Annotated in this window: 15 protein-coding genes; 4 read left to right on the top strand and 11 right to left on the bottom strand. The window is 72.4% G+C overall.

Annotated features, from left to right (window positions below):
• Nucleotides 1-29: 29 nt before the first annotated feature.
• Both VIG76_RS07000 and VIG76_RS07005 read right to left on the bottom strand, forming a co-directional pair.
• Entirely contained in the window at nt 30-1,403 is a 1,374-nt protein-coding gene (locus VIG76_RS07000) for an MFS transporter (RefSeq protein ID WP_331952549.1), read from the bottom strand.
• 333 nt (nt 1,404-1,736) lie between these two features.
• Entirely contained in the window at nt 1,737-2,252 is a 516-nt protein-coding gene (locus VIG76_RS07005) for a GNAT family N-acetyltransferase (RefSeq protein WP_331952507.1), read from the bottom strand.
• 80 nt (nt 2,253-2,332) lie between these two features.
• On the opposite strand from VIG76_RS07005, the gene VIG76_RS07010 reads away from it, so the two are divergent.
• Complete coding sequence (locus VIG76_RS07010; protein WP_331952509.1) at nt 2,333-3,721, top strand: serine hydrolase domain-containing protein; 1,389 nt, start codon at nt 2,333-2,335, stop codon at nt 3,719-3,721.
• 9 nt (nt 3,722-3,730) lie between these two features.
• Here VIG76_RS07010 and VIG76_RS07015 read toward each other — a convergent pair whose 3' ends face one another.
• From VIG76_RS07015 to VIG76_RS07035, 5 genes are all read right to left on the bottom strand, one after another.
• Nucleotides 3,731-4,591, bottom strand: coding sequence for an alpha/beta fold hydrolase (locus VIG76_RS07015; protein ID WP_331952511.1), 861 nt, complete (start codon nt 4,589-4,591; stop codon nt 3,731-3,733).
• A 54-nt stretch (nt 4,592-4,645) separates the two neighbouring features.
• On the bottom strand, nt 4,646-6,103 hold the full coding sequence (locus tag VIG76_RS07020; protein WP_331952513.1) for a cation:proton antiporter domain-containing protein: 1,458 nt from the start codon (nt 6,101-6,103) through the stop codon (nt 4,646-4,648).
• A 77-nt stretch (nt 6,104-6,180) separates the two neighbouring features.
• A complete protein-coding gene (locus VIG76_RS07025) occupies nt 6,181-7,851 on the bottom strand; it encodes an APC family permease (RefSeq protein ID WP_331952515.1) in 1,671 nt (556 codons plus the stop codon).
• A 286-nt stretch (nt 7,852-8,137) separates the two neighbouring features.
• Nucleotides 8,138-11,758, bottom strand: a complete 3,621-nt coding sequence (mfd, locus tag VIG76_RS07030) for a transcription-repair coupling factor (protein WP_331952517.1) — start codon at nt 11,756-11,758, stop codon at nt 8,138-8,140.
• A gap of 144 nt (nt 11,759-11,902) precedes the next feature.
• Nucleotides 11,903-12,391, bottom strand: coding sequence for a hypothetical protein (locus VIG76_RS07035; protein ID WP_331952519.1), 489 nt, complete (start codon nt 12,389-12,391; stop codon nt 11,903-11,905).
• 159 nt (nt 12,392-12,550) lie between these two features.
• On the opposite strand from VIG76_RS07035, the gene VIG76_RS07040 reads away from it, so the two are divergent.
• A complete protein-coding gene (locus VIG76_RS07040) occupies nt 12,551-13,825 on the top strand; it encodes an NRAMP family divalent metal transporter (protein ID WP_331952521.1) in 1,275 nt (424 codons plus the stop codon).
• A gap of 227 nt (nt 13,826-14,052) precedes the next feature.
• Entirely contained in the window at nt 14,053-14,985 is a 933-nt protein-coding gene (locus VIG76_RS07045; protein WP_331952523.1) for an AraC family transcriptional regulator, read from the top strand.
• A 203-nt stretch (nt 14,986-15,188) separates the two neighbouring features.
• Here the strand turns inward: VIG76_RS07045 and pth are convergent, their stop codons facing one another.
• From pth to VIG76_RS07065, 4 genes are all read right to left on the bottom strand, one after another.
• Complete coding sequence (pth, locus tag VIG76_RS07050; protein ID WP_331952525.1) at nt 15,189-15,776, bottom strand: aminoacyl-tRNA hydrolase; 588 nt, start codon at nt 15,774-15,776, stop codon at nt 15,189-15,191.
• Between the two features lie 7 nt (nt 15,777-15,783).
• On the bottom strand, nt 15,784-16,386 hold the full coding sequence (locus tag VIG76_RS07055) for a 50S ribosomal protein L25/general stress protein Ctc (protein ID WP_331952527.1): 603 nt from the start codon (nt 16,384-16,386) through the stop codon (nt 15,784-15,786).
• 223 nt (nt 16,387-16,609) lie between these two features.
• The gene (locus VIG76_RS07060) at nt 16,610-17,128 is read right to left on the bottom strand and encodes a gluconokinase (RefSeq protein WP_331952529.1); all 519 of its coding nucleotides are present in this window, start codon (nt 17,126-17,128) and stop codon (nt 16,610-16,612) included.
• 184 nt (nt 17,129-17,312) lie between these two features.
• Complete coding sequence (locus tag VIG76_RS07065; protein ID WP_331952531.1) at nt 17,313-18,368, bottom strand: D-2-hydroxyacid dehydrogenase; 1,056 nt, start codon at nt 18,366-18,368, stop codon at nt 17,313-17,315.
• A 20-nt stretch (nt 18,369-18,388) separates the two neighbouring features.
• Here VIG76_RS07065 and gndA point away from each other — a divergent pair, with 20 nt between their 5' ends.
• Complete coding sequence (gndA, locus tag VIG76_RS07070; protein ID WP_414640614.1) at nt 18,389-20,005, top strand: NADP-dependent phosphogluconate dehydrogenase; 1,617 nt, start codon at nt 18,389-18,391, stop codon at nt 20,003-20,005.
• Nucleotides 20,006-20,014 lie beyond the last annotated feature (9 nt).

Below are 20,014 nucleotides of genomic sequence, written 5' to 3' on the forward strand. Positions count from 1 at the left end.
AATCGCGACGCGAAGCGGGTGAGGCCGCGTCAGGCGGCCTCGGGGGCGGCACCCGACGGCGCCGACTCGGTCTGCACCCGGGCTGCAGGCATGAAGACCGCGGCGAGCAGGGTGAGCAGCCCGGCGACCACGACCGCGTCGAACACGGCCGCGGATGCGGCGGCCGTGCCGTTCACGGACGAGCCGTTCCAGCTGCCGAGCACGGCGTTCGCGATCGCGCCGAAGACGGCGACGCCCAGCGCGGATCCGATCGAGCGGAGGAAGAGGCTCGCGCCGGTCACGACGCCGCGCTCCGACCATCCGACGCTCGACTGCGCCGCGATCAGGGTCGGGGTCGCGACGAGACCGAGCCCCAGGCCGACGACGAAGCAGGTCAGGGCCATCAGCCCGATGGACGCCAGGGGCGCGGTGACCGTCACGCCGATCGCGCCGGTGGCGGCGAGCGCCGAGCCGATCAGCGCGGTCGGCCGGTAGCCGAAGCGGAGGTAGAGGCGGCCGGCGTTCGAGGCGGCGAGCGGCCAGCCGACGGTCAGCGCGGCGAGCGCGAGGCCGCTGACGAGCGGCGTGGTCGGGACGACCTTCTCGAGGAACGTCGGCACGTAGGAGGTGAGCCCGATCGTCACGGCCCCGACGCCGGCGGAGATGAGCGCGGTGGTCAGCAGCAGGCGGCGCGAGAACACCCAGAGCGGCAGCACGGGCTCCGGCGCGCGGCGCTCGATCAGGATGAAGACCGGCAGCGCCACGACGGCGATCCCGAACGACACGAAGCTGCCGATCGAGTTCCACGCCCACGCGGTGCCGCCCTCGAGCAGGGCGGTCAGCAGCGCCGTGAGGCCGATGGTCAGGGTGACGGCGCCTGCGACGTCGATCGTGTGCTTCGTGCGCGTCACGCTCTCGTGGTACCGGCGCAGCAGGAACACCGTGAGGAAGCAGAGGGGGATGTTCACGAAGAAGATCCAGCGCCACGACAGGAACTGCGAGAAGACGCCGCCGAGGGTCGGGCCGACGACCGACGAGATCGCCCAGACGCTCGCGAGGTAGCCCTGCGCCTTCGCCCGCTCGGCGACGGTGTAGATGTCGCCCGCGACCGTGATCGAGACGGGCATGATCGCGCCGGCACCGAGACCCTGCACCGCGCGGAACGCGATGAGCACCGTCATCGAGGGCGCGAACCCGCAGAGCACGGAGCCGAGCAGGAACAGTCCGATGCCGATGAGCAGGATCGGCTTGCGGCCGACCGTGTCGGCGAGCTTCGCGTAGACGGGCACCGAGACGGCCTGCGCGAGCAGGTAGACCGAGAACAGCCAGGGGAAGCTGGAGAAGCCCCCGAGGTCCTTCACGACCGACGGCACCGCGGTCGCGAGGATCGTCGAGTCGATGGCGATCAGCCCGGTCGACATCATCAGGGCGAGCAGGATGGGGCCGCGCTCGGACCGCAGGCCCACGTCGCGGCGTCTGATGGTCTGGGTCACGACAGGAGACAAGCCGCCGGGTGCATCCGCTCTTCCCGGGGCGGCCGGATCCGCAGCCTCGGGGCCACGCGCGCTTGCACCCCACGCGTGAGTTGCCACTTCTCGCCCTCGAAGGGCCGCCTCACGGGCCAGAAGTGGCGACCCACCAGGCTGCGAGGGCGGGCGCGCGGTCGATGCGTCAGCCAACACACGTGAGTTGCCACTATTCGCCCTCGAACGGCCGCTTCGAGGGCCAGAAGTGGCAACTCACCAAGTGCGGAGGCGTCAGTCGTCGGCTGGGGCGACCTTCGCGGCGAGCAGGGCCACCCGGTACCGGCCGCCCTTCGTCTCCTGCTCCCCCACGCGCTCGAACCCGAGCGCGGCGTGGAAGCCGAGGGATCGCGGATTCGCCGGGCGCACGTTCACCTCGCAGGCGACCTCCTCGCGGCCGTCCGCCTCCGCCTGCGCGAACACCGCGCCGTAGAGCAGCCGACCGATGCCGGCGCCGCGCGTCTCGGCGTCGATGACGATGCGGTCGACGTAGAGGAAGTCGCTGCCCCGGTCCGAGAACCAGCGGTAGTTCTCGCTCGTGTAGCCGAGCCCCGGATCCATCGCGACGACGAAGCCGAGCGGGGTGCGGAGGTCCGCCTCGTCGACCGCGACGAGGCAGAGGGTGGCGACCGCGGTCAGCGCGGCCATCTCGTCCTCGTCCATCATCGGCACAGCGGGGACGGCGTCGTTGTTCATCGCCGTCACCGCGGGCAGGTCGGCGGATTCGAGCTCTCGCAGCACCACGGGCACGCCGGGAGCCTACTGAGCGGCAGGCGCAGGGAAGCAGGGAGCGCATCCGGCAGGATCGACGGGACGCCCCTGGAGGTCCCGTGCACCACGACATCGACCGCGCCGCCCTGTCGGCGCCCGCGCTCGACGACCTGCTCGAAGCCCGGGTGCGGGAGGGCCGCACGCCGTCGGTGGCCTACGCGCTCGTGGCGGACGGCCGCGTCGTGCACGCCGGCGGCTTCGCGAACGAGGCCGTGACGCCGACGCCCGGCCCCGACACCGCCTTCCGCATCGCGTCGTGCACGAAGAGCTTCACCGCCGTCGCGATGCTGCAGCTGCGCGACGCCGGCCTGCTCGACCTCGACGCCCCGGTCGGCGAGTACCTGCCGCTCACCACGATCCCGGATGCGGCGCCCACGGTCGCGCACCTCGCCTCGATGGCGGCCGGCTTCCCCACCGACGACCCGTGGGGCGACCGGCAGGAGTCCCTCCCCCTCGACGTCCTCGACGCCCTGGCCGCCGCCGGCTTCCGGCTCATCGACACCCCCGGCACCCGGTTCGAGTACTCGAACCTCGGCTATGCGCTGCTCGGCCGCGTGCTGGCCCGCGTCAGCGGCCGCCCATACCTCGACCTCGTCCGCGAGGACGTGCTGGAGCCGCTCGGCCTGACCGGCCTCGGCTACGACCGGAGCGTCGATGCCCCCGGCGGCATCGCCACGGGCTTCGCGAAGTTCGGCGGCCGGTGGGAGGCGCAGCCGTTCTCGGGCCCCGGCGCCTTCTCCCCGATCGGCGGCATGTTCGCGACACCCGACGCCCTGGCCCGGTGGGTCGCCTGGCTCGCATCCGCGTGGCGGCTCGACGCCGACGACGCGGTGCTGTCCGCCGCGTCGCGCCGGGAGGCGCAGACCGCCCACATCCCGATCGAGGGCGCCGGCTCGTACGGCTACGGCCTGTTCCTCGACGAGCATCCGCGGCACGGCCTGCTCGTCTCGCACTCCGGCGGCTACCCCGGCTACGGCGCGCACATGCGCTGGCATGCCGCGAGCGGCATCGGCATCGTCGTGCTCGAGAACGGCCGGTACAGCGGCGCGACCGTGCCGGCGACGAAGGGGCTCGAGCTCGTGCTCGACCAGGTCGCCGTGCCGAACGGCCTGCCGGACCTCTGGCCCGAGACCGTCGCCGCCCGCGAGACGGTCGAGCGGCTGCTGCGCGGGTGGGACGACGCGGCGGCGGATGCGCTGTTCGCCGAGAACATCGTGCTCGACGAGTCGATCGAGCGGCGCCGCGCGCGGATCGACGACCTGACCGCCCGCGCCGGCATCGACGCGGCGACGCCCGTGCTGCCGCTCGAGGACGCCGCGCCCGTCAGCCGCACGCCCGCGCACCTCATCTGGACGGTGCCGGGCGCGACGGGGGCGCTCCGCTGCGAGATCCGGCTCACGCCCGAGCGGCTGCCGACCGTGCAGACGCTGGCCGTGCGCCTCGGCTGACGCGCGGGCTCAGGCCTGCGGCAGGCCGCCGAGGAACGGGACGGTGACCTCCAGGAACTGCTCGGGCGCCTCGAGCTGCGGCGCGTGGCCGAGCCCGGGCAGCGTCACCGGATGCGCGTGCGGCACCGTCACCGACACCGCGTCGAGGTGCCGGTAGGGCAGCACGGTGTCGCGGTCGCCCCAGACGACCAGCGCCGGCGTGCCCGCCGCCGCGAGCGACTGGAGGACCTCGGCCCGCCACTCGGGATGGATCCCGCGCCAGGCGCCGAGGTCCCGGATCACCTCGAGGTAGTGCCTCCTGGCGCCCGGCTTGCGCATCCGCTGCGCGGACGCCTCCGCCATCTCCCGGGTCGCGAGCGCTGCATCCGCGAACAGCGAGCGGACCTGCAGCACCGCGGCCGCCATGTGCCAGCGCTGCAGCACCTCGCCGACACCCGGGAGGGTCATGAGGCGCAGGCCGAGCGACGCGTCGGCGCCGAAACCGGCGGGGCTCACCAGCACGAGCGCGCGGATGGCCGACGGGTCGTCGGCGTGCATCCGCAGCGCCACCGCGCCGCCCATCGAGTTGCCGATCAGCACGACGGGCCGCCGCTCGCCGAGGGTCGCGAGCGTGCGGCGCACCATGTGCGCCATCGACGCGAGCGTGATCCGCTCACCCCACGCCTCCGACTGGCCGAACGCCTCGATGTCGATCGCGTAGACGGTGTGTCGCTCCGCGAGCGCCGGGGCCACCCGGAACCAGTCGGTCCGGTCGCGGCCGATGCCGTGCAGCAGCACGACCGGCGCGCCGGAGCCGGTGACGGTCAGGCCCACAGGATGTCCGTCCACGTCCACGGTGGTGTCGGTCCAGTGCTGATCCGTCGCGCTCATCGGTCCTCCAGGATGCAGCCTGCATCCAGAACCTGGACGGCTCGTTCACCCGCTTCAGGCGGGAGGCGCCTCGAAGAGGTCCGTGACGTCGAGATCCGGATCGGCGAACGCCAGCACCTCGTCGCCGGGCTGAAGGCGGGTGCGTCCGTTCAGCCGGACGGCCCCGCCCTCGCGCCGCACCATGCTCACCCAGCCGCCCTCGCCGAGCGAGATCTCGCCGACGGCGGCGCCGTCCGCCGGGGACCCGGTCGCGACGACGAAGTGCTGCATCCCCTGCGGCTTGCTGTTGAACCGCAGCCCGGCCACGTAGGGCTGCTGCTCGACCGTGCGCATCGGCACGTCGAACCACTGGGCGAGCAGCGGCACGGCGCTGCCCTGCGCGACGACCGAGACGAGGACGACCACGAAGATGAGGTCGGCGAGCTGCTGGCCGCCGGGCACGTTCGCGTCGCGGATGAGGATGCCGAGCAGGATCGGCACGGCGCCCTTCAGACCGGCCAGCACGATGAATGCGCGCTCCCCCATCGCGAGCCGGATGGGGAGCAGCAGCGCCCCGACCAGCAGCGGCCGGATCACCAGGATCAGCAGCACCGAGATCGCGAGGCCGGGCAGGAGCACGGCGGGGCTCAGCACGTCGCTCCAGGAGACGGTGAGGCCGAGCACCGTGAACGCGATGATCTCGGCCAGGCTCGACAGCCCGCTGCTGAAGCGGCGCACCTCCTGGTGGTACGGCGCGTCGATGTCGCCGACGACGATGCCCGCGAGGAACACGGCGAGGAAGCCCGAGCCCTGCAGTACCGTCCCCGCCCCGTAGATGAGCGCCGCGAACGCGATGGTGCGGAGCGGGTAGAGCGACTCGTTGGGCAGCCGCACACGGCGCATGAGCAGGCCGAGCAGCCATCCGCCCGCCAGCCCGACGGCGGTGCCGACCACCATCTGCAGCAGGAAGTCGCCGACGCCGGAGAGGACGGCACTCGCGCCGCTGCCGGCGACGAGCAGCGCGGCGAGGAGCGAGATGCCGACGGGGTCGTTCACCCCGGACTCGCCCTCGAGGATCGTGCCGGAGCGGCCCTCGATGTCGCGCTTGCCGAGCACCGCGAACACGACGGCGGGGTCGGTCGGCGAAAGCGCGGCGCCCAGCAGCAGGGCGCCCTGCCACCCGATGCCGAACAGGAGGTGGGCCGCGACGGCGACCGCCGCCGCGGTGACGGCGGTGCCGGCGATGCCGATCCAGGTGATGGGGCCCGCGCTCGCGCGGAAGCGGCGCCACCCGATGTGCATGCCGCCGTCGAAGAGGATGAAGATCAGCGCGACCGTGACGATGCGCTCGTCGTCGACGAGCGGCACCTTGCCGAGCTCCGGGAAGAGCCCCGACGCGGTCGCCGCGACGACGAGGAACAGCGCAGGGGCCGGCACGCGGATGCGGGAGCCGAGGGCGTTCGCCGCGATCGCCGCCACCAGGCCGAGTGCCGAGAACAGCACGACGAGCGCGAAGACCTCGGTCTCACTCATCCGCTCTCCCCCGCGCCGGTCGTCGTCCCGACGGGTTCGATCCTAGGGAGCGCGACCGCTCGTCCTCCGAGCCCGGCTCAGACCCCCGCGGGCTCCGCCGCGGCCTCCCGCTCGGCCTCCTCGATGTGCTCGCGCCGCTGCCGCTCGTCGAGCCCCTGGCGGATCGCGAGCGCGTAGATCGCGACGCTCACGACGGCGGTGACCACGAAGCCCCACCCGAACAGATCCGGGTGCGAGGTGGGGTCGAAGAGCCAGCTGATCAGGGCGAGGCAGACCAGCCACGGCGCCACCCACCAGCCGGAGCGGAACTCCAGCGGCGGCTTGTGCGCCTTGCCGCGGCCGATCAGCTCGAGGACGACGAGCACCAGGTAGCCGATCACGATGGTGATGAACAGCTTCTGGTTCGTCTCCCATCCGGCGAAGTACACGATGAGGTTGGCGCTGTAGAAGGCGAGGATCGGCACGATGTGGCCGCCCGGCAGCCGGAAGGGCCGCTCGCGGCCGGGCTCCCGGCGGCGGAGCGCCGCGACCGTGAGGGGACCCGCGGCGAACGAGATCACGGTGCCGCTCGTGATGAACCCGACGAGCTGCTGCCAGCTCGGGAAGGGCAGCAGCAGCAGGAGCCCGATGCCGTAGACGAGCACGAGGCTCCACCACGGCACGCCGCGGTTGCTGGTCGTCGCGAGCCACCGGGGCGCGTTGCCGTTGCGGCCGAACGCGTAGGAGACGCGGGAGGCGATGGTCGTGTAGACGAGGCCGGTGTCCGCCGGGGAGACGACCGCGTCGATGTAGAGCAGCACCGCGATCCAGGTGAGGCCCGCGGCGGTGGCGATCGCCGCGAGCGGCCCGAAGTCGTTCGCGAACGACAGCTTCTGCCAGCTGCCGCTCTTGTCGAGGGCGGAGCCCTGCACGCCCATCGTGAACGCGACCTGCAGCGCCATGTAGATGAACGCGCAGATCAGGGTGGCGCCGATGACGGCGAGCGGGATGTTGCGGCGCGGGTTCTTCGTCTCGCCGGCCAGCTCGATGCCCTGCCGGAACCCGAGGTAGGAGAACACGATGCCCGCGGTCGAGATCGCGACGAAGATGCCGGGGAGGCCGCCGGGAGCGAAGCCGTGGCTCGTGAAGTTCGCCGGGCCGCCCATCCCGCCGACGCCGATGAGCGCGCAGACCACGAAGACCGCGACGACGAGCAGGATCACGATCAGCTTCCACCACACGAGCACGTTGTTGATCTGCGCGAACAGCCGCACCCCGTAGGCGTTCACCGCCACGAACACCGCGAGCAGGATCGCGGCGACGAGCATCCCGAGCGGGGTCAGCACGTGCACCTCGATGCCGTTCGCCTTCGACGCCTCCGTGAAGGGCGCGTACTTCGTCGCGTAGGTGAGCGCGCCCTCGACCTCGATCGCGGGCACCGCCGCCGTGGAGATCCAGGTGATGAAGCCGAGCGAGTAGGAGGCGAACGAGCCCCAGACGATGTGGGGGTACCGCACGACGCCGCCGGAGATCGGGAACATGGGCCCGAGCTCCGCGTAGGTGAGCCCGATGAGCATGATCATCACGCCGGCGATCAGCCAGGAGAAGATCGCCGCCGGCCCTGCGATGGCGGAGGCGTTGAAGGCGCCGAAGAGCCAGCCCGATCCGATGATGGAGCCGATCGCGGCGAACAGCAGCCCGATGGGTCCGACATCCCGCTTCAACCCCGTACCGGTCTTCGCGGACCTCGACTCGTCGACCTTCGTCACGGATGTCCCTCCTGATCGCGGCGCGGACGCCGGTGCGAAGGTTTCTATCGATGTCGGCCGGGAGTTCCCGCAAGAGCGGCTGAGTACTGAGCGCGCCTCCGCGATTCCTTGGGAGCGGGACGTGGCGGCGGCCCATCCGGCGTCTTCAGGAGCAGCCGCTGCAATTCAGGACCCTCCGGGCGGGAATGCCGGGTGTCCCGCCGGAAGTCCTGAAAACGGCGGATGGGCGGATGGGGATGGGCGCTCAGGCGGCCGGATGCTGCGGAGCGCGACGAGGCGCGGCGGCTTACGCGGTCGGCTGCGGCTGCTTCGCGAAGATCGCGGTGAGCAGCTGCTGCACCCACTCGATGAGGCCCGCGTCGGGCAGCGGCTCCCCGTCGAGCAGGGGCATCGGCACCGTCACGGCGCCGGCCGTGGCCAGCACCTTCGAGCCCGGGTACATCCGCTGCAGGCGCACCTGGATCGAGTCGGCCAGGTTCGCCGGGGCGACGCGGAGCATCCGCCCGAGCGCGACGACGTCCGACAGGCCCGCCTGCTGGGCGACGCGGCGCAGCTGCGAGACCCGCATGAGGTTGGTGACCTCGTCCGGCGCGGGGCCGTAGCGGTCGACGAGCTCGTCGAGCACGAGGTCGATCTGCCCGTCGGGCGCGGTCGGCGCGGATGCGGCGGAGAGCTTCTGGTACGCCTCGAGGCGCAGCCGCTCGCTGTCGATGTAGGTCTCGGGGATGCGCGCATCCACCGGCAGCTCGAGCCGCAGCTCGGTCTGGCCCTCGGCGACCTCGCCGCGGAAGTCCGCGACGGCCTCGCCGATCATCCGCAGGTAGAGGTCGAAGCCGACGCCCGCGATGTGACCGGACTGCTCGCCGCCGAGCAGGTTGCCGGCGCCGCGGATCTCGAGGTCCTTCAGCGCCACCTGCATGCCGGAGCCGAGCTCGTTGTTCGCGGCGATGGTCTCGAGCCGGTCGACCGCCGTCTCGGAGAGCGGCTTCTCGGCGTCGTAGAGGAAGTACGCGTAGGCGCGCTCTCGGCCACGGCCGACGCGGCCGCGGAGCTGGTGCAGCTGGCTGAGACCGTACTTGTCGGCGCGGTCGACGATCAGCGTGTTCGCGTTCGCGATGTCGAGGCCGGTCTCGATGATCGTCGTGGAGACGAGCACGTCGAAGCGCCGCTCCCAGAAGTCGACCATCACCTGCTCGAGCGCGTGCTCGCCCATCTGCCCGTGCGCGACGGCGACGCGGGCCTCGGGCACGAGCTCGGCGATCTCGGCGGCGACCCGCTGGATCGACGACACCCGGTTGTGCACGTAGAAGACCTGGCCCTCGCGCAGCAGCTCGCGGCGGATCGCCGCGGTGATCTGGCCGGCGGACCGCGCGCCCACGTAGGTGAGGATCGGATGCCGGTCCTCCGGCGGCGTCGCCAGCGTCGACATCTCGCGGATGCCCGTGACCGCCATCTCGAGCGTGCGCGGGATCGGGGTCGCGCTCATCGCGAGCACGTCGACGTTGGTCTTCAGCTTCTTCAGCTGATCCTTGTGCTCGACGCCGAAGCGCTGCTCCTCGTCGATGATGACGAGGCCGACGTCCTTGAACCGCATCCCGTCGGAGAGGATGCGGTGGGTGCCGATCACCATGTCGACGGAGCCGTCCTCGAGGCCCTTCAGGGTCTCTTTCGCCTCCTTGTCACTCTGGAAGCGGCTGAGCGGCCGCACCTGCACGGGGAATCCGGCGAACCGCTCCTGGAACGTCTCGAGGTGCTGGCGCACGAGCAGCGTCGTGGGCACGAGCATCGCGACCTGCTTGCCCTCCTGGATCGCCTTGAACGCGGCGCGGACCGCGACCTCGGTCTTGCCGAAGCCGACGTCGCCGGAGATGAGGCGGTCCATGGGGATCGGCCGCTCCATGTCGGCCTTCACCTGGTCGATGGTCTCGAGCTGGTCGGGCGTCTCCGCGAACGGGAACGCCTCCTCGAGCTCGCGCTGCCACGGGGTGTCGGGGCCGAAGGCGTGGCCACGGCTCGCCATCCGCGCGGAGTAGAGCTTCACGAGCTCGACGGCGATGTCGCGGACCGCCTTGCGGGCACGGCCCTTCGCGGCCGCCCAGTCGGATCCGCCCATCTTCGACAGCTGCGGCGCCTCGCCGCCGACGTACCGGGTGAGCAGGTCGAGCTGATCGGTCGGCACGTAGAGCTTGTCGCCCGGGTAGCCGCGCTTGGAGGGCGCGTACTCGATCAGGAGGAACTCGCGCGTGACCTTCTCCGGCGCCTTCTCCCCCGCCCGGCGCGGGCCCTTCCTGGTGGTGCCGGCGACCTCGCGACGTACCAGCTCGACGAAGCGGCCGATGCCGTGCGTCTGGTGCACGACGTAGTCGCCGGCCTTCAGCTGCAGCGGGTCGACCACGTTCTTGCGCCGGGTCGCGAGCTTGTGCTGGCGGTTGTCGACGGATGCGGACCGGCCGTAGAACTCCCGCTCGGTGACGAGCGCGAGCGCGATCTCGGGCTGCTCGAAGCCCGCCTCGACGTCGCCGAGGGTGATGTAGGCGACGCCCGGCTCGAGCTCGCTCGGCAGCTGGTCGACCTGGCGGGCGGCGAGGCCGCGCTCGGCCAGCACGTCGCGGGCCCGCTCGACGAGGCCGCGGCCGGCGGCGGTGACGACCGCGCTCCAGCCGTGGCGGAGGCGCGAGGCGAGGTGGTCGAGCAGCTCGGCGGGCTTGCCCGGCGTGACCGGGGTGGCGCCGCCGTCGAGTCGCAGGTACTCGGCGGAGTCGGCGAGCAGCGCCGCGGCGAGCGCCGGATCCGCGTCCTCGGTCGGCTGCGCCTCGAACGAGCTGATGGTCCACCAGGTGCGCTTCGCACCGGCGGCATCGCGGAGCGCCTTGACCGTGAGGAAGTCGCCCGCGTCGAGATCGATGGGCGCCTGGGCGCCCGCCGTCGCCGCGGCCCACGCGGCGTGCAGGAACTCGCGGTTCGTCTCGGCGAGGCTGACCGCGCGCGACGCGACGCGCTCGGGCGAGAGGATCGCGACCGCCGCGCCGTCGGGCAGGTAGTCGCTCACCGGGATCAGCCGGTCGACGAGCACCGGCGCGAGCGACTCCATCCCCTCGACGGGGATGCCGTCGGCGATCTTCGCGAGCATCGTCGTGAGGTTCGGGAACTCGTGCTGCAGCTCGCGGGCCCGCTGCTGCACCGCGTCGGTGAGCAGCAGCTCTCGGGCGGGGACGAGCGAGACGGCCTGGACCGGCGTCTCGAGCGAGCGCTGGTCGGCGACGGAGAAGAAGCGGAGCTGGTCCACCTCGTCGCCGAAGAAGTCGATGCGCACGGGGTGCTCGGCCACGGGCGAGAAGACGTCGAGGATGCCGCCGCGCACCGCGAACTCGCCGCGGCGCGTGACGAGGTCGACGCGGGAGTAGGCCAGCTCGACGAGGCGCTGCGTGACGGCGCCGAGGTCGACGCCGCGCTGGCCGAGGGCGATCTCGACCGGCTCGACGGTCTCGAGGCCCGCGGTGAGCGGCTGCAGGGCGGCGCGGACGGGCGCGACGACGATCAGCGGTGCGTCCCCGATGCGCCACAGGTGCATGCGGCGGATGGCGGCGAGCCGGCGGCCGACCGTCTCCACGCCCGGGCTGAGCCGCTCGTGGGGCAGCGTCTCCCAGGCCGGGAAGTCGAGGATCTCGGCGGCCGGGAGCAGGCACTCGAGGCTCGCGCGCAGCGCATCCGCCTCCCGCTCGGTGGCGGTGACGAGGAAGGCCGCGTCTGCCTCGCCCCGGTCCTTGCGCCGCTGCAGCAGCGCGACGACGAGCGGCGCGTGCAGGCCGTTCGTGGCGGAGAAGTCGGCGCTCCGCGACGCCGCGGCCAGCGCCCTCGCGACCGATTCACCGTCGGCGAGCAGACGCGGCAGACCCTCGAGACTCACTCGTTCGATTCTACGGCGCGGCAGACGGCCGGCGGCGGCGTTCGCTGCGGGCGACCACGGCGCCCGCACGCGCTCCGTTCGCGTCGCGACTTCTGCCGCATCCGCTCGCGCGAAGCGGCACGAATCGCGACGCGAACGGCCCCGCTACTCGGTGGCGGCGTGGGCTGCCGTCGCCGTCGCCCGGCGCAGCGCGGCCCGATCCCGGCGGCGCGCCCGCACGGCGAGCAGCCCCAGGGTCGCCCCGTACACGACGTGGCCGACCACCATCGAGGTCTGGCGGCGACGGTCGTCGAGATGCGCGGGCGGCAGCGCGCGGATGAGCGGCACCCACCCCTCGTAGGCACCCGCCCAGATGGCGAGCGCGGAGGCGACGGATGCGGCGACGCCGGGACCGCGCAGCAGCGAGCGGTGCACGGCGCCTGCGCCGGCCCCGTAGCCGAGGTGCGCGATGAGGGCGCCCGCGTTCACCGCCTCCGTGGACAGGCCGGGCAGCAGCGCGCGCACGATCGCGCGGGGCGGCGGCTCCCGCAGCTGCCCCGCCTTCGCCGCGACGGCGAGCGCGGCGCTCATCGCGACGGTGGCGACGACCCCCGCCACCGCGCCGTCCAGCGTCTCGCGTGCCGCGTCCCTCATCCGACCTCCTCGACGTCCGGCCCCTGGCGGGGTCGCCGCGGCGACCGATCCGTCCCGGGCGAGCAGCGTGGCCCCGTCGTCCGGGCGTTCCATGAGAGAACGCCCCGGAGCCCCTCCCCCGGTTGGGAGGTAAGGCTCACCTCACCTACCGTGGAACGAGTGAGCGCGGGGACCGACACCACCACGCGCCCCGCGGAGCCGGCCGAGGCCGTCGGCTCCCGTCGCGGCCTGCTGCGCGTCTGGGGCCCCGGCCTGATCGTCATGCTCGCCGACACCGACGCGGGCTGCCTCGTCACCGCCGCCCAGTCGGGGGCCTCGTGGGGCTACGCGCTGCTCATCCCGCAGCTGCTGCTCATCCCGATCCTGTTCATGGTGCAGGAGATCACGGTGCGGCTCGGGATCGTCACCGGCAAGGGGCACGGCCTGCTCATCCGGGAGCACTTCGGGCGCGGCTGGGGCTACCTCTCGGCGGGCACGCTGCTGCTGTCGTCGATCGGGGCGCTGCTCACCGAGTTCGCGGGCATCGCGGGGGTCGGCGAGCTGTTCGGCGTCTCGCGCTGGTTCACCATCCCCGTCGCCACGGTGCTGCTGCTCGCGGTGGCGCTGCTCGGGCGGTATCGGCGGGCCGAGCGGATCGGGATCCTCGTCGGGCTCGGGGAGCTCGCGTTCATCGTCGCGATGGTGCTCGCCGGCCCGAAGCTCGGCGACATCGTGTCGGGCGCGACGAGCATCCCGTTGAACCAGCCGGGCTACGTGTACCTGCTCGCCGCCAACATCGGCGCGGTGATCATGCCGTGGATGATCTTCTACCAGCAGACCGCGGTGGTGGAGAAGGGCCTCACGGTCGCCGCGCTGCCGCGTGAGCGGCGGGACACCGCGTTCGGCGCGGTGCTCACGCAGGTCATCATGATCGCGGTCATCGTCACGCTTGCAGCGACGGTCTTCACCCACGGGCTGAAGCCGACGCTGAACACCGTCGGCGACATCGCGAACGCGGTCACCCCGTTCCTCGGCGGGATGCCGGCGAAGGTGCTGATCGGCGCGGCGGTGCTGGGCGGCGGGCTCGTCGCGGCGCTCGTCGTATCGCTCGCGGGCTCCTGGGGCGTCGCGGACGTGATGGGCTGGAAGCACAGCCTGAACAGCCGCATCGACCGCTCGAGCTGGAAGTTCTACACGGTCTACGCGCTCGCCCACATCCTCGGCGCCGTCGTCGTGCTCTCCGCGGTCGACCTCGTGACCCTCGCCGTCGACGTCGAGGTGATGAACGCGCTGCTGCTGCCGATCGTGCTCGGCTTCCTGCTCGCGCTCGAGGTGAAGGCGCTGCCGAAGGAGCACGCGATGCGGGGCGCGTACCGCTGGACGGTCTGGATCCTCTGCGGGATCGTCATGGCCTTCGGCCTCTACATGGTGCCGGTGAGCCTGCTCCCCCACTGACGCGCATCCCATCCGCATCTGGGGAGTTGCCACTCATGGCGACTTGCGGGCTCAAGAAGTGACCACGAGTGGCAACCCCTGCCATCCGAGTCCCGGGTGTTGCCACTTTTTGCGACCTTGAGTGCCTCACGGTCGCAAAAAGTGGCAACAGTCGCGAGATCGGGGGCGCTCGAAGGTGCGCAAGAACGGTCGGCACGGATGCGCCTCCCTCCGCGCAGGATGAGGGCATGCCGACGGTGGACGAGGTCCTGGATCTCCTGGACACGCATCTCGACGAGGCCGACCTCGGGTCGCTCGCCGAGCGGGTGCATCTCTCCCGGTTCCACCTGCACCGTCTGCTGACCGCCGCGCTCGGCGAGCCGCCCGGCGCGCTCCGCCGGCGGCTGCTGCTCGAGCGGTCCGCGCATCGCCTGACGACGACGGCCGACACCGTCGTCGACGTCGCGATCGCCTCCGGGTACGACTCCCCCGACGGCTTCACCCGCGCGTTCACCCGCGCGTTCGGGCTGCCGCCGTCGGACTACCGCCGGACGGCCCGGGTGCGCCACCGCATCCCGGCGCCGTCCGGCATCCACTTCCATCCGCCCGGCGGCCTCGCGCTGTCGGCTCTCGCTCGGAGCGATCCCATGGACGTCCTTCTCCGCATGGTGGACCACCACCTCGACACCACCGCCGCGATCCTCGACCGGCTCGACGCCGTCCCGGATGCGCTCGACTCCCCAATCGCCCTCTCCGTCGAGGGCATCGACGCGTCGCCGACCCTGCGCACCCTCAGCGACCGCCTCGTGCGGCAGCTCGAGCAGTGGGTCACTGCCATCGAGGGCGGCACCAGCATCGCCGCCGGCGACACGAGCCCGGCCGGGCTGCGCAGGCGCCTCGACGCCGTCGCGCCGCGGTTCCGCGAGGTGATCGTCGCGCCGGTCGCGGACGGCCAGGCCGAGGCGACGTTCGTCGACCTCACCTGCGATCCCCCGCAGACCTTCACCCTCGGCGGGGTGGTCGCGCACGTGCTCACGTTCGCGGCCGTGCGCCGCACCATGGCGATCGGGGCGCTCGAGACCGCGGGCGTCACGGACCTGGCCTCCGGGGATCCGATGGCCGCGGTCGGCGGATCGGGTGCGGATGCGTCGACGGTGCGCCGCCGCTTCGACCCGGCCTGACCCGCGCACCCCACCTCACCGGTCTCACCCGTCCGACCCCGGGAGTTGCCACTCGTGGCGACTTCCGGACGCGAGAAGTCACCACGAGTGGCAACCCCTGCAGCTGCGCCTCTCGCAGAGACGACTGTTGCCACTTTTCGCGACCTTGACGCCGGCAAGGTCGCAGAAAGTGGCAACAGTCGAGGAGGAGAAGGGGGCGGCGGTCAGGCGGGCGCGGTGTTGAAGCGCTGCTGGGCCGCCGCCAGGCCGTCCGTCGAGAGCGCGAGGACCGCATCCGCGGCGGCGCCGACGAGCAGCGGCAGCTCCTTGCGCTCGGCGGGCGTGAAGTCGCGCAGCACGAAGTCCGCCGCGGGCTGCCTGCCGGGCGGCCGCCCGATGCCGACGCGCACGCGGGCGAACTCCGGGGTGCCGAGCACCGTCGCGATGTCGCGCACGCCGTTGTGGCCGCCGTGCCCGCCACCGGTCTTCAGACGCAGGGCGCCGAACGGGATGTCGAGCTCGTCGTGCACGACGATCAGCCGCTCGGGCGTCAGCGAGTAGAACTTGACGAGCCGCCCGACGGGGCGGCCCGACTCGTTCATGTACGTCTCGGGCGCGGCGAGCACGTAACGCGGACCGCCTGGCGTCTCCCGGCCCTCGGCGACGAACGCGTTCGTCTTGTGCCGGCCGAACCGCACGCCCATGCGGCGCGCGAGCTCGTCCAGCACCATCCGCCCGACGTTGTGCCGGTTGCCGGCGTACTGGCCCCCGGGGTTGCCGAGTCCGACGACGAGCCAGGGGCCCTCGTCCATGCTGCGACTAGCTCGCGGCGGCGGTCTCGGCCGGCTCGGCAGGCGCGGCCGGCGTCGCCGTCTCGTCCTCCGTGTCGGACGCCTCGCCCGAGATGCCGACGATCAGCAGCTGCGGGTCGGAGGCGAGCTTCGCGCCCTCCGGCAGCGTCACGTCCGCCGCGGTCACGTGCGTGCCCTCGGCGAGGCCCTCGATCGAGACGAGGACCCGCTCCGGGATGTGCGTGGCCTCGACGTCGAGCAGCAGGGTCTGCGCGTCGAGCGTCGCGATGGTGCCCGGGGCCGACTCGCCCTCGAGGTGCACCGGCACCTCGACCTGGACGGTCTCGCCGCTGCGCACGAGCAGCAGATCGACGTGCTCGATGACCTGGCGCACCGGGTCCTTCTGCACGTCCTTGATCAGCGCGAGCTGCGTCGCACCCGAGAAGTCGAGCTCGAGCACGGCGTTCGCCTTGCGGATGATCAGCGCGGTCTCGTGGCCGGGCAGCGAGATGTGCACCGGCTCGGCGCCGTGCCCGTAGATGACCGCGGGGATGCGGCCTGCGGCACGCAGCTTGCGGGCAGCGCCCTTGCCGAACGACTCGCGACGCTCTGCAGTGATCTTCTCGGCCATGTCGGTCCCTCCGTGGGCCCTACCGGCCCGGTCGATCGGTCGGCGGTCGAGCGCACGCCTCCTGGCGCGCCGCGTCGATCACGGATGCGGATGCGCATCCCTCGCCGAAGTCCGACGGACGAGCATACCGGACGCGGCCGGGCCCCTTCCGCACGGCCGCCGCGCCCGGAATCGCGCGGTCAAGCACTTCAAGGCCGAGGGCCGAGCACGACGGGCGCGGGCGCTAGGCGGGGCGCTTCGAGTGCGTCGCCGCGTCGAGCACGCGGTCGACCACCTGCTGCTTCGTGCCGTGGATGTTCACCGTCGCGCCGTGCTCGTTCGAGCCGAGCGGCTCGAGGGTGTCGAGCTGCGAGTCGAGCAGCGACGCCGGCATGAAGTGCCCGTGCCGGGCCTGCATCCGCCGTTCGAGCTCCTCGCGCGTGCCGGTCAGCAGCACGAAGAAGGCGGCGGGCTCCTCGGCGCGGATCCGCTCCCGGTACTTCCGCTTCAGCGCCGAGCACGCCATGACGACGGTCCGGCCCTCGCCCTGCCGCTTGCGGATCTCCTTGCCGACGATGTCGAGCCACGGGGCGCGGTCGGCGTCGTTCAGGGGGATGCCCTGGGACATCTTGTGCACGTTGGCGGCCGGATGCAGGTCGTCGGCGTCGAGGAACACCCCGCCGACGCGCTCGGCGAGCGCGGTGCCGACGGTCGTCTTCCCGGATCCGGAGACGCCCATCACGACGATCGGAGGCAGGTCCACGGGGCAGACGGTAGCGCCCCGACCTCCGAGGCGGCGAGGGATCCGCTCCGCACGGTGAGCGACGAGGCCGGCATCGCGCGGATCCGGAGAAATCGGGCGACACCCCGCGGATGAGCGCCGAGGCGCGGCGTGTCGCTCAGGAACTCCGGAACGGCGCGATTCCAGCGCGGCGATCGGCGGCGCCTCAGTAGAACTCGCGGGTGTTGACCGGGTTGATCAGCTCGCGGCCGTCGAGGTAGCGGGTGCAGTTCTCGGCGAAGAGCCTCGCGATCAGCTCGTCCTCGAGGTCGCTGAGTGCCGCGGTGTGGGGGCTGATCAGCACGTTCGGCTCGTCCCAGAGCGGATGGTCGGCGGGCAGCGGCTCCGGCGTCGTCACGTCGAGGGCGGCGAACCCGATCCGCCCGGCGCGCAGCTGCTCGACGAGCGCCTCCTGGTCGACGACGGTGCCGCGCCCGACGTTGACGAGCACGGCCCCCGGCTTCGCGCTCGCCAGGACCGTGGCGCTGATCAGGCCCTCCGTGTCCGGTGTGCCCGGCAGCGAGACGACGATGCCGTCGAACTCCCCCACCCGGTCCGCGAGCGCATCCGGGTGGATCACCTCCTCGACGCCATCGACCTCGACGTCGCGCCGCGAGGTGCCGGACACGTGCGCGCCGAGGGCGGCGAGCTTCTGCGCCGTCAGGCGCCCGATGCCGCCGAGCCCGACGAGCAGCACGCGGCTGCCGTCGAGGCGCTTCATGATCCAGCGGCCGTCGGCCCACTCGTGCCGCCGCTGGTGCTCCTCGAGCCGGGGCAGGCTCTTGAAGCCGGCGAGCAGCCCGAGCACGCAGAACTCCGACAGCGGTCCCGCGTGCACGCCGGCGGTGGTCGTGAAGCGGATGCGGCCGAGCTGCTCCTCGGTCAGCTCCGCCCCGCGCACCTGGGCGCCGCCGCCCGCGGGCATCAGCTGCACCCACTCGAGCGACGGGTTCGCCTCGACCGTGCGCCGCAGCTCGCTCGGCCGCTCCCCCGGGATGCCGTAGAGCACCTGCGCCGAGTCGACGAGCTCCTCGAAGCGGCGCTGCTGCTCGTCGGTGCGCCGGAAGCCGGGGTCGCCCGCGTGGTCGCCGGGGTGGCGCATCGGCGGCAGCAGGGACTGGTCGACGACGAAGTCGATCCGCGGCTCCGCGGCGAGCACGGTCGCGACCAGCTCGTCGGGGATGGGGGTGGCGGCGACGACGCGCAGGCGCTCGTTCGGCATGGGCTCGCTCTCGTCGAGGGATGCGGGGCGGCCGCAGCCTACCGACGCCCCACCCGGCCGCGGCAGTGAGGCAGCCACCCGCTCCTCGACAACGCGGGGCGAGCCTTCGGGGAGGACGGATACAGTCGCCTGAACGCCATCCGACCCCCTGGGAGCAGCTCGTGAGCGACACCGCAACCTCCGACTCCGGCACCACGGCCACCGCCGACATCGGGGTGGTGGGCATGGCCGTCATGGGCTCCAACCTCGCCCGCAACCTGGCCCACCACGGCCACACCGTCGCCGTCTACAACCGCACGGCCGCGAAGACCGACCAGGTGATCGCGGAGCACGGCGACGAGGGCGACTTCGTGCCGAGCCACGACATCGACGCGTTCGTCGCGAGCCTCAAGAAGCCGCGCGCGGCGATCATCATGGTGCAGGCGGGCCGGGGCACGGATGCGGTCATCGACCAGCTCGCGGAGCGGTTCGAGCCGGGCGACATCATCGTCGACGGCGGCAACTCCCTCTTCACCGACACCATCCGCCGGGAGAAGGCGCTGCGCGAGAAGCAGCTGAACTTCGTCGGCACCGGCATCTCGGGCGGCGAGGAGGGCGCGCTGAACGGCCCGTCGATCATGCCCGGCGGCTCGGCGGAGGCGTACAAGACGCTCGGCCCGATCCTCGAGTCGATCGCGGCGGAGGCGGAGGGCGAGCCCTGCGTCACCCACATCGGCTCCGACGGCGCCGGGCACTTCGTGAAGATGGTGCACAACGGCATCGAGTACGCCGACATGCAGCTCATCGCCGAGTCCTACGACCTGCTGCGGCGCATCGGCGGGTACGAGCCCGCCGACATGGCCCAGGTGTTCGACGCCTGGAACGAGGGCGACCTCGAGTCCTACCTCATCGAGATCACGGCCCAGGTGCTGCGCCAGAAGGACGCCGAGACCGGCAAGCCGTTCCTCGACGTCGTCGTCGACCAGGCGGGCTCGAAGGGCACCGGCGTCTGGACCGTACAGAACGCCGTCGGCCTCGGCATCCCCGTCTCGGGCATCGGCGAGGCGGTCTTCGCCCGCGCCGTGTCCTCGAAGCCCGAGCAGCGGGCCGCGGTCGGCGCCCTCGCCGGCGACCGGCCGAAGCCGGTGGCGAAGCCAGACGGATTCGAGGACGACGTGCGCGCCGCCCTCTACGCCTCGAAGGTCGTCGCCTACGCGCAGGGCTTCGACGTGATCATCGCGGGCGCCAAGGAGTTCGGCTGGGACATCGACAAGGGCGCGGTCGCGAAGATCTGGCGCGCCGGATGCATCATCCGCGCCCGGTTCCTGAACCGCATCGTCGAGGCCTACGACCGGAACCCCGACCTGCCCACGCTGCTGGCGGACGAGTACTTCGCGAAGGCCGTCGCAGACGGCGAGGCCGCCTGGCGGCGCGTGGTCTCCACCGCGGCCCTGTCCGGGGTGCCGGTGCCGGGCTTCGCGTCGGCGCTGTCGTACTACGACTCGCTGCGGGCCGACCGCCTGCCGGCCGCGCTCATCCAGGGCCTCCGCGACTTCTTCGGCGCCCACACCTACCGCCGGGTCGACAAGGAGGGCACCTTCCACACCCTCTGGAGCGACGACCGCACGGAGATCGAGTCCGAGGGCTCGTCGCACTGAGGCGGCCCA

Source organism: Amnibacterium sp., from assembly GCF_036559085.1.
Lineage (GTDB): Bacteria > Actinomycetota > Actinomycetes > Actinomycetales > Microbacteriaceae > Amnibacterium.